This is a genomic window from Mumia sp. zg.B21 (genome assembly GCF_019550855.1).
In the GTDB taxonomy this organism is placed as follows: Bacteria; Actinomycetota; Actinomycetes; order Propionibacteriales; family Nocardioidaceae; genus Mumia.
The window spans coordinates 1,345,067-1,356,018 of sequence record NZ_JAHWCJ010000001.1 but is presented as its reverse complement, the minus strand read 5'-3'; the positions used below and the strand labels follow the sequence as shown (position 1 = coordinate 1,356,018).

Genomic DNA, 10,952 nt, shown 5'->3' with positions numbered 1-10,952 from the left:
TGACCTCGGTGCGTCGGGACTCAGACGTGGCGGGAGTCGACCAACCGGCCGAAGGCGACCGACCGGTTGTCGGTGTGGAAGATCTCCGAGCACGTGGTCAGCGTGAGGATCGCTCGGGTCGGCTTCGCGCGGGACCGCTGGCTCTTGGTGCGCCGGGCCTTCTCGGGCACGGGCTGCACCACCCAGATGTCGCTGAAGTCCACGATCGTGTCGGTGCCGGACCCCTCCAGGACGTAGGTGTAGACGTGCGTCCGGGTCTCGACGACGACCTTGTCACCCGCCCGGAGGTCGGGGAAGTCCTTGAAGGGCTGCCCGTTCGTGATGCGGTGGCCGGCGACGGCGAAGTTGCCCAGCTGCCCCGGACGCTGCGTGTCGGGGAAGTGGCCGACCCCGGAGGTCAGGGCGGAGTCGTCGACTCCCTCGACCACGGGGACCTCGAAGTCGGAGCCGAACCGCGGGATCCGCATCACGGCCATCGCCTCGCCGATCCGGACGGCGTCCGTCGTCGCGTCGCCCCGGCGGTTGCCCGACCAGTCGTCGGCGAGCGCGACGGCCATCTCGCCCTGGCGCTGCTTGGCGACGATGTTGGTCCCGACGTACTTCCAGGCGAACCATCCGCCGCCGACCACGAGGACGAGCGTCAAGAACCCCGCGAGCAGCCGGGCGGGGCGCAGGTGGGGGGTCGGCTTCAGCTCCGGGCGCTCGCGGCGCGGCGGTGCGAGGTCGGCGGGCACGGCGGGCTCCTCCTGGCGTCTCGGACCCGTGGTAACACAGATCACATCCAGGGTGACACACTGGTCGAGCGATCGGTCGAGGGCGCCGCGGGAGCGTTGCCGGAGCGCGACGCGTCCACACCGAAATGCTCGCGCTGCTTGACCTGAGCGCCGGATGCGTTCATCATCGACGGCAAAGGCTTGACACCCTGGGTTGAAATCTGCCCACTGTGGCGTCTAGACTGTTTCTTTGCGCCTCCTACCTCCTGCCCACAGCCCCTTGACGGGGGCCGTTCGGCATGGGTCCGGACGGTGCCGCAACCGGGAACTGCGAGCCTTTGGAAGGACCCCTCTTGGCTTCCTCGCGCACTGCCGCCACCTCCGCCAAAACCAACCCCCGTCGTGTCTCCTTCGCCAAGATCTCTGAGCCCCTCGAGGTGCCGGAGCTGCTGTCGCTCCAGACGTCCAGCTTCTCCTGGCTGATCGGGGACGAGGGCTGGAAGGCCTCGGTCGAGGAGCAGCTTGCCGCCGGTCGCAACGACGTCTCCCGGAAGTCCGGTCTGGAGGAGATCTTCGAGGAGATCTCTCCGATCGAGGACTTCTCCGAGACGATGTCGCTGTCGTTCCGCGACCACCGCTTCGAGCCGCCCAAGAACTCGGTCGAGGACTGCAAGGACCGTGACGTCACGTACGCCGCGCCTCTCTTCGTCACCGCCGAGTTCATGAACAACGAGACCGGCGAGATCAAGAGCCAGACCGTCTTCATGGGTGACTTCCCCCTGATGACGGACAAGGGCACCTTCATCATCAACGGCACCGAGCGGGTCGTCGTGTCCCAGCTCGTCCGCTCGCCGGGCGTCTACTTCGAGCGCACGCCCGACAAGACGTCCGACAAGGACATCTACACCGCCAAGGTGATCCCGTCGCGCGGCGCCTGGCTCGAGTTCGAGATCGACAAGCGCGACCAGGTCGGCGTCCGCCTCGACCGCAAGCGCAAGCAGAGCGTGACGGTCCTGCTCAAGGCCCTCGGCATGTCCGAGGCCGAGATCCTCGAGCAGTTCGGCCAGTACGACTCGATCCGCGCCACCCTGGAGAAGGACAACACGTCCGGCCAGAGCGACGCGCTGCTCGACATCTACCGCAAGCTGCGTCCGGGCGAGCCGCCGACGACCGAGGCCGCCCAGCAGCTGCTGGACAACTACTACTTCAACCCCAAGCGCTACGACCTCGCCAAGGTCGGTCGCTACAAGATCAACAAGAAGCTCGGCACCGACGAGGCCTTCGACCAGCAGACGCTGACCATCGAGGACATCGTCTCGGTGATCAAGTACATCGTCGCGCTGCACGCCGGCGAGACCGAGCTCGAGATGCCGGCCGGCCCGACCTTCGTCGAGGCCGACGACATCGACCACTTCGGCAACCGCCGCCTGCGCAGCGTCGGCGAGCTCATCCAGAACCAGCTCCGTACGGGTCTCGCCCGCATGGAGCGGGTCGTCCGCGAGCGGATGACGACTCAGGACGTCGAGGCCATCACGCCCCAGACCCTGATCAACATCCGCCCCGTCGTGGCGGCGCTGAAGGAGTTCTTCGGCACGTCGCAGCTGAGCCAGTTCATGGACCAGAACAACCCGCTCGCGGGCCTGACGCACAAGCGTCGTCTCTCGGCCCTCGGCCCGGGTGGTCTGTCTCGTGAGCGCGCCGGCTACGAGGTCCGTGACGTCCACCCGTCGCACTACGGCCGCATGTGCCCGATCGAGACCCCCGAGGGTCCCAACATCGGTCTGATCGGTTCGCTGGCGTCGTACGGTCGCATCAACTCGTTCGGGTTCGTCGAGACCCCGTACCGCAAGGTCGACGGCATCCGCGTCACCGAGGAGATCGAGTACCTCACCGCGAGCGACGAGGACCGCTACGTCATCGCCCAGGCCAACTCGCGCCTGAACGAGGACGGCACCTTCGCCGAGGATCGCGTGCTCGTCCGCCAGCGTGGTGGCGAGGCCGAGCTCGTCCCGGCCGACGAGGTCGACTACATGGACGTCTCGCCGCGCCAGATGGTGTCGGTCGCGACGGCGCTCATCCCGTTCCTCGAGCACGACGACGCCAACCGCGCGCTCATGGGCTCCAACATGCAGCGCCAGTCGGTCCCGCTGATCCGCAACGACGCGCCGCTCGTCGGCACCGGCATGGAGTTCCGTGCCGCCGTCGACGCCGGTGACGTGACGGTGGCCAAGGCCCCGGGCGTCGTGACCGAGGTCAGCGCGGACTTCGTCGAGGTCATGCAGGACGACGGCATCTACAAGACCTACCGGCTGTCGAAGTTCACCCGCTCCAACCAGGGCACCTGCATCAACCAGCGTCCGCTGGTCAAGGAGGGCGACCGCCTCGAGAAGGGCTCGCCGATCGCCGACGGTCCCTGCACCGACGAGGGCGAGATGGCGCTCGGCTCCAACCTCCTCGTGGCGTTCATGCCGTGGCAGGGCCACAACTACGAGGACGCGATCATCCTCTCGCAGCGTGTCGTCCAGGACGACGTGCTGACCTCGATCCACATCGAGGAGCACGAGGTCGACGCGCGTGACACCAAGCTGGGCCCGGAGGAGATCACCCGCGACATCCCGAACGTCAGCGACGAGATGCTCGCCGACCTCGACGAGCGCGGCATCATCCGGATCGGCGCGGAGGTCTCCAACGGCGACATCCTCGTCGGCAAGGTCACGCCCAAGGGCGAGACCGAGCTCACCCCGGAGGAGCGTCTGCTCCGTGCGATCTTCGGCGAGAAGGCGCGCGAGGTCCGCGACACCTCCCTCAAGGTGCCGCACGGCGAGTCCGGCACGGTCATCGGCGTCCGCGTCTTCGACCGTGAGGAGGGCGACGAGCTGCCCCCGGGCGTGAACCAGCTGGTCCGCGTCTACGTGGCGCAGAAGCGCAAGATCTCCGATGGTGACAAGCTCGCCGGCCGCCACGGCAACAAGGGCGTCATCTCCAAGATCCTCCCGGTCGAGGACATGCCGTTCTTGCCCGACGGCACCGCCGTCGACATCATCCTCAACCCGCTCGGCGTGCCAGGCCGGATGAACGTCGGTCAGGTTCTCGAGACCCACCTCGGGTGGGTCGCGAAGACCGGCTGGGACATCGGTGAGAGCAAGGGCGAGTGGGCCGAGCGCCTGCGCTCCATCGGCGCAGACCGTTCGCCGATGGACTCCAACGTCGCCACCCCGGTGTTCGACGGTGCGCGCGAGGACGAGATCCAGGGACTCCTGGCCTCGACCCTCCCGAACCGTGACGGCGAGCGGATGGTCGGCCGTGACGGCAAGGCGATGCTGTTCGACGGACGTACGGGTGAGCCGTTCCCGGCACCGATCTCGGTCGGCTACATGTACATCCTGAAGCTGCACCACCTCGTCGACGACAAGATCCACGCACGGTCGACGGGTCCGTACTCGATGATCACGCAGCAGCCGCTCGGCGGTAAGGCGCAGTTCGGTGGACAGCGGTTCGGCGAGATGGAGGTGTGGGCCCTCGAGGCGTACGGCGCGGCCTACGCCCTGCAGGAGCTCCTGACCATCAAGTCGGACGACATCCTCGGACGTGTGAAGGTCTACGAGGCGATCGTCAAGGGCGAGAACGTCCCCGAGCCAGGCATCCCGGAGTCGTTCAAGGTTCTCGTCAAGGAGATGCAGTCGTTGTGCCTGAACGTCGAGGTCCTCTCGTCCGACGGCACCGCGGTGGAGATGCGTGACGCTGAGGAGGACGTGTTCCGGGCTGCTGAAGAGCTCGGGATCGACCTCTCGCGCCGCGAGCCCGCCAGCGTCGAGGAGGTCTGAGTCGCCGGGGCGCGGCACTCTCTGAGTCCGCGCCCCGCCTCCGGCCTCGTCCACAGATTTTTCATCACGAAGGAAAGAAGACAACGTGCTCGACGTGAACTTCTTCGATCAGCTCAAGATCGGCCTTGCCACCGCCGACGAGATCCGTGGGTGGTCCCACGGTGAGGTGAAGAAGCCCGAGACGATCAACTACCGCACGCTCAAGCCCGAGCGCGACGGTCTCTTCTGCGAGAAGATCTTCGGTCCCACGCGGGACTGGGAGTGCTATTGCGGCAAGTACAAGCGTGTCCGCTTCAAGGGCATCATCTGCGAGCGCTGCGGCGTCGAGGTGACCCGCTCCAAGGTGCGTCGTGAGCGCATGGGACACATCGAGCTCGCCGCTCCCGTCACCCACATCTGGTACTTCAAGGGAGTTCCCAGCCGGCTGGGCTACCTCCTCGACCTCGCGCCGAAGGACCTCGAGAAGGTCATCTACTTCGCCGCGTACATGATCACGCACGTCGACGAGGACGCGCGTCACCGCGACCTGCCCTCGCTCGAGGCCAAGATCGACGTCGAGCGCAAGAACCTCGAGTCGCGTCGCGACAACAACATCGAGCAGCGCATGGCGAAGTTCGAGGAGGACCTCGGTGCGCTGGAGGCCGAGGGCGCCAAGGCCGACGCCAAGCGCAAGGTCAAGGACGCCGCCGAGCGCGAGGTCAAGCAGATCCGTGACCGCGCCCAGCGCGAGATCGACCGTCTGGACGAGGTCTGGAGCCGCTTCAAGAGCCTCAAGGTCCAGGACCTCGAGGGCGACGAGCTGCTCTACCGCGAGATGACCTACCGCTTCGGCAAGTACTTCGAGGGCTACATGGGCGCGCAGGCGATCCAGAAGCGCCTCCAGGACTTCGACCTCGCGGCGGAGGCTGTGAGCCTCAAGGAGACCATCGCGACCGGCAAGGGCCAGCGCAAGACGCGAGCCCTCAAGCGCCTCAAGGTCGTCTCGGCCTTCATGTCGGGAGACAACCGGCCCGCCGGCATGGTCCTCGACGCGGTCCCGGTGATCCCGCCGGAGCTGCGGCCGATGGTCCAGCTCGACGGTGGCCGCTTCGCCACCAGCGACCTGAACGACCTCTACCGTCGCGTCATCAACCGCAACAACCGGCTCAAGCGTCTGCTCGACCTCGGCGCGCCGGAGATCATCGTCAACAACGAGAAGCGGATGCTCCAGGAGGCCGTCGACTCGCTGTTCGACAACGGCCGTCGTGGACGGCCGGTCACCGGACCGGGCAACCGCCCGCTCAAGTCGATCTCCGACATGCTCAAGGGCAAGCAGGGTCGCTTCCGCCAGAACCTGCTCGGCAAGCGCGTCGACTACTCGGGCCGTTCGGTCATCGTCGTCGGCCCGCAGCTCAAGCTGCACCAGTGCGGTCTGCCCAAGCAGATGGCGATCGAGCTGTTCAAGCCGTTCGTGATGAAGCGTCTGGTCGACCTGAACCACGCGCAGAACATCAAGTCGGCCAAGCGCATGGTCGAGCGCGGCGCGCGCGCCGAGGTGTGGGACGTCCTCGAAGAGGTCATCTCCGAGCACCCGGTGCTGCTCAACCGTGCACCCACCCTGCACCGACTGGGCATCCAGGCGTTCGAGCCGCAGCTCATCGAGGGCAAGGCCATCCAGATCCACCCGCTCGTCTGCTCGGCCTTCAACGCCGACTTCGACGGTGACCAGATGGCCGTCCACCTCCCGCTGTCGGCCGAGGCGCAGGCTGAGGCACGCGTCCTCATGCTGTCGACCAACAACATCCTCAAGCCCGCCGACGGTCGTCCGGTCACCATGCCGACGCAGGACATGGTCATCGGGCTGTACTTCCTCACGCTCGAGCGTGACGGACAGCCGGGCGAGGGCCGCGCGTTCTCCTCGGCGTCCGAGGCGAGGATGGCGTTCGACCGTGGCGAGATCGCGCTCCAGAGCAAGATCAAGATCCGGTTCCCCGAGGTCGTGCCCCCGGCCGACGTCGAGGTCCCGGAGGGCTGGAGCCGCGGTGACGCCCTGACGCTGGAGACCACGCTCGGTCGTGTCCTCTTCAACGAGGCGCTCCCGGTCGACTACGCCTACGTGAACTACCAGGTCGGCAAGAAGCAGCTCGGTGTGATCGTCAACGACCTCGCCGAGCGCTACAGCAAGGTCGAGGTCGCCGCGTCCCTGGACGCGCTGAAGGACACCGGCTTCCACTGGGCCACGCGGTCCGGCGTCACGATCTCGATCGAGGACGTCGTCACCCCGAGCCGCAAGCAGGAGATCCTCGCCATCTACGAGGATCAGGACGCCAAGGTCCAGAAGCAGTTCCAGCGCGGTCTGATCACCGACGACGAGCGTCGCAGCGAGCTCATCGAGATCTGGACGCAGGCCACCAACGAGGTCTCCGCCGAGATGGAGAAGACCTTCACCGAGGACAACCCGATCTGGATGATGATCCAGTCGGGCGCTCGCGGCAACATGATGCAGATGCGTCAGATCGCCGCGATGCGAGGCCTGGTGGCCAACCCGAAGGGTGAGATCATCCCGCGCCCGATCAAGGCGAACTACCGCGAGGGTCTGTCGGTCGTCGAGTACTTCATCGCGACCCACGGCGCGCGCAAGGGCCTGGCCGACACCGCGCTCCGTACGGCGGACTCCGGCTACCTGACGCGTCGCCTGGTCGACGTCAGCCAGGACGTCATCATCCGCGAGGAGGACTGCGGCACCGAGCGTGGTCTGCCCAAGCGGATCGCGGACCGTCTGCCTGACGGCCGGCTCGTGCTGGCGGAGAACGTCGAGACCTCGGCGTACGCCCGCAACGCGGCGACCGAGATCACCCACCCGGAGACGGGTGAGGTCCTCGTCGAGGCCGCCGGCGACCTCGGAGACCCCGAGATCGCACGGCTCGTCGCGGCCGGGATCGAGGAGATCAAGGTCCGTACGGTGCTGACCTGCGACGCCAAGACCGGCACCTGCGCCAAGTGCTACGGCCGTTCGCTGGCGACCGGCAAGCTCGTCGACATCGGCGAGGCCGTCGGCACCATCGCGGCCCAGTCGATCGGTGAGCCCGGCACCCAGCTGACGATGCGTACCTTCCACACCGGTGGTGTGGCCGGTGACGACATCACGCACGGTCTGCCGCGTGTCGTCGAGCTCTTCGAGGCGCGTCAGCCCAAGGGCCGCGCGCCGATCTCGGACGCCGCCGGACGCGTGACGATCGACGACAGCGACAAGGCTCGCAAGCTCGTCGTCGTCCCGCACGACGGGTCTGAGCCGCACGAGTACCCGGTGTCCAAGCGCTCGCGTCTCCTCATCGCCGACGGCGACGAGGTGGAGGTTGGGCAGCAGCTGACGCACGGCACGCCGGATCCGCAGGAGGTTCTGCGCATCCTCGGCGTCCGCCGGGCTCAGGAGCACCTGGTCGACGAGGTCCAGGAGGTCTACCGCAGCCAGGGCGTGGCCATCCACGACAAGCACATCGAGATCATCGTGCGGCAGATGCTGCGTCGCGTCACGGTCATCGACCAGGGCGAGACCAAGCTGCTGCCGGGTGACCTGCACGACCGTGCGACGTTCGAGGAGGCCAACCGTCGCGTGGTGGCCGAGGGCGGGCAGCCTGCATCCGGCCGTCCGGTGCTGATGGGCATCACGAAGGCCTCCCTCGCGGTCGAGTCGTGGCTGAGTGCCGCGTCTTTCCAGGAGACGACCCGTGTCCTCACGGAGGCGGCGATCCAGGGCAAGTCGGACCAGCTCCGTGGCCTGAAGGAGAACATCATCATCGGCAAGCTGATCCCGGCGGGCACCGGCCTCGAGCGGTACCGCAACGTTCGGGTGGAGCCCACCGAGGAGGCGCGCCAGGCGGCGTACGCGGTGACCGGGTACGAGTCGTACGACTACGACTTCGGCAACACCGGGGGCCAGTCCGTCGCGCTGGACGACTTCGACTTCGGCAGCTTCTCCGGCTGATCGACGAGGTCCTGACGAGGGCCCCCGGGAGCATCTGCTCCCGGGGGCCCTCGCACGTCGTGCACCGTCCGCCGCGTGCTCTCGGGCCCTCTCAGGATGCGTTAAGGAACGGGTGGTTACGTCGTGCCAGATGTCTACGACGCTGATGCAGCCCCGAGCAGACGCCGACAGCTCCGTCGACGCAGCGGCCCGACCGGCGGCGCGCGATCCTCTTCTCGACAACGCCCGCTACTGGGTGATGCTCCTGGTGGTCGCCGGGCACGCGTTGCAGTACCTCCTCGACGTCCCTGCCGCCCGGGGCACCTACGCCTGGATCTACGCCTTCCACATGCCCGCGTTCGTGCTCGTCTCGGGCTACGTCTCGCGACGCTACGAAGGCTCGCCCAAGCAGACGCGAGCGCTCGTCACGACACTCGTCGTCCCCTACATCGTCCTCAACGTCGGTCTCGACGGGTTCCGCGCGGTGCTGGACGGCAAGCCCCTCGACATCAACCTGCTCGACCCGGCGTGGTCCACCTGGTTCCTCATCGCCCTGGTCGCCTGGCGACTGTCGACCCCGCTCTGGCAGGTGGTGCGGGCGCCGGTGCTGGTCGCGATCGCCGTGAGCCTGGTGGCCGGACTGTGGCAGGTGAGCAACGTCGTCTCGATCCACCGCATCCTCGGTCTGCTGCCGTTCTACGTGGCGGGGATGTACCTGCGGCCGGCGCACTTCGCGTTCCTCCGCCGTCCGCTGGTCCGTGTCGTGTCGGCGCTCGCCCTGGCCGGCACGTTCGCCTGGTGCCAGCTGCGTCACGAGGGCTGGTACGTCTCGTGGCTCTACTGGCGTGACGCCTACGCCGAGTCGCCCCTCGAGGCCGACGCCCTGGGCGGCCTGACGACGCGCGCGGGCCTGCTCGTGGTCGGGTTCGCCCTGACCGCCGCGGTCCTGTCGGTCATCCCGCGGCGCGTCGACGTCACGACCGGCCTCGGCCGCCGCACGATGAACGCGTACTTCCTCCACGGGTTCGTGATCATCGCCCTGGCCCACGTCGGCGCGTTCGACCTTCTGGCCGAGCTGGGCCCGTACTGCGTGCCGATCGTCCTCGTCGGCGCGGCCCTCCTGGGCACCGCGCTGATGTCGGAACGCGTCGCGCGTGCCGTCGGGCCGCTGCTCGCCCCACGGATGGAGTGGGCGTTCCGCCGCCCGGCGGAACGCCCAGACGAGCCCGGCCGTTCAGCCGCGCGAGGGCGGGGCGTAGAAGAGCGCGATGTAGTTGCCGCGTCCGGCCTGGGTGAACGTCGCTGAGACGGTCGGGCCGTTCTTCGGCGTCACGGCGCGGTAGGTGGTGCTGATCTCGGTGCGGTCCTCGATGACGTCCTGGACGGGGTCGCCGGCCGTGCTGTAGGCCAGCACATAGCTGCGTGCGATCGCGTCGGCGTTGGCGCCGCGCTCGACAAGGATGCTGGCGAAGGCGGGCCGGTCGCCCGAGAGGAGCAGCGCCGAGTCGTCGCGCAGCTTCCACTGCGGGGTGATGAGGTCGCCGCCGGTGGCAACCGGGCGCGAGACCGGGAGCTTCGGCCACGTGCCCTCCACCTGCGGGGCCGGCGGCAGAGGCGCGGTCGTCGCCGGAACCTTCTCCGGAGCGGGCAGGACCTGCGGCTCGCCCTCGGCCGGGGTGTCGGTCTCCTCGTCGAGCGCCGCCCACACCGGCCGCATGTCGGGGGGATCGGTGGCCACGACGGTGTACGTCATCACCGGTTTGCCCTGGGCGCCGGCGGGGGACTGCTGCGTCCGCAGGTTGCCCGGGTCGATGGTCACCGAGACCCGGACCCCGACGTCCTCGGTGGTGCGCCCTGTCACGTCGAACGAGCAGCCGGTGTAGACGCCGTCTGACGCGGTGCAGAATCGCGACCACGCGTCAGGGTCGAGCTCGAGCGCGGGCATGGCCTCGGCCACCTGGGCGAGCACGTTGCTGAACACCTCGCCGGGGTCACCGTCGATCCTCAGCAGTGCCGTCGTCGTGTCGGGCTCCGGCGGCTCCGAGAGGATCGCGAAGCTGTCGTCGGTGGGGAGCGGGTTGGGGGGCTCGGTCGGTGTCGGTGTCGTCTCGCCCTGGTTCTCGACGGCGTCGGCGGCCGCCTCGAGTGCCTGACGACGCTCAGCCTCGGCCAGGACCGGCTCGTACGCGGCGAGCAGCTCAGGGCTTCGTTGACGCACGAGCGGTCCGAGCTGGGTCGCCCCGTCGGGAACGGTGAAGGAGTAGACGATGGGCGTGCCGGAGAAGCTCTCGTGCTGGGCCACGTCCACCTTGAGGCTGGTGTGGGTGGTCGCAGAGGGGTCGGGTCGTGCCGGCGCGAGCGGGCTGCACGCGCCCAGGCCGAGGACCAGGGTCGCTGCGAGCGCAGCGGCCACTGTCGACCGGTTCATCCGTCCACCTCCAGATCAAGCCCCCGAACACCCTAGAGCAACGT

Annotated in this window: 5 protein-coding genes; 3 read left to right on the top strand and 2 right to left on the bottom strand. The window is 68.0% G+C overall.

Annotated features, from left to right (window positions below; translation table 11 throughout):
• Positions 1-20: 20 nt before the first annotated feature.
• A complete protein-coding gene (locus tag KV100_RS06670; RefSeq protein ID WP_220342077.1) occupies positions 21-734 on the bottom strand; it encodes a class E sortase in 714 nt (237 codons plus the stop codon).
• Positions 735-1,066: 332 nt separating this feature from the next.
• On the opposite strand from KV100_RS06670, the gene rpoB reads away from it, so the two are divergent.
• The 3 genes from rpoB (at position 1,067) to KV100_RS06655 (ending at position 9,786) form a co-directional block, all read left to right on the top strand.
• A complete protein-coding gene (gene rpoB / locus KV100_RS06665) occupies positions 1,067-4,537 on the top strand; it encodes a DNA-directed RNA polymerase subunit beta (RefSeq protein WP_255559059.1) in 3,471 nt (1,156 codons plus the stop codon).
• A gap of 85 nt (positions 4,538-4,622) precedes the next feature.
• Entirely contained in the window at positions 4,623-8,501 is a 3,879-nt protein-coding gene (locus KV100_RS06660; protein ID WP_220342075.1) for a DNA-directed RNA polymerase subunit beta', read from the top strand.
• A gap of 130 nt (positions 8,502-8,631) precedes the next feature.
• Positions 8,632-9,786, top strand: coding sequence for an acyltransferase family protein (locus KV100_RS06655; protein ID WP_220342074.1), 1,155 nt, complete (start codon positions 8,632-8,634; stop codon positions 9,784-9,786).
• Here KV100_RS06655 and KV100_RS06650 read toward each other — a convergent pair.
• Complete coding sequence (locus tag KV100_RS06650; protein ID WP_220342073.1) at positions 9,715-10,908, bottom strand: hypothetical protein; 1,194 nt, start codon at positions 10,906-10,908, stop codon at positions 9,715-9,717. The genes KV100_RS06655 and KV100_RS06650 overlap by 72 nt on opposite strands.
• Between the last annotated feature and the right edge of the window lie 44 nt (positions 10,909-10,952).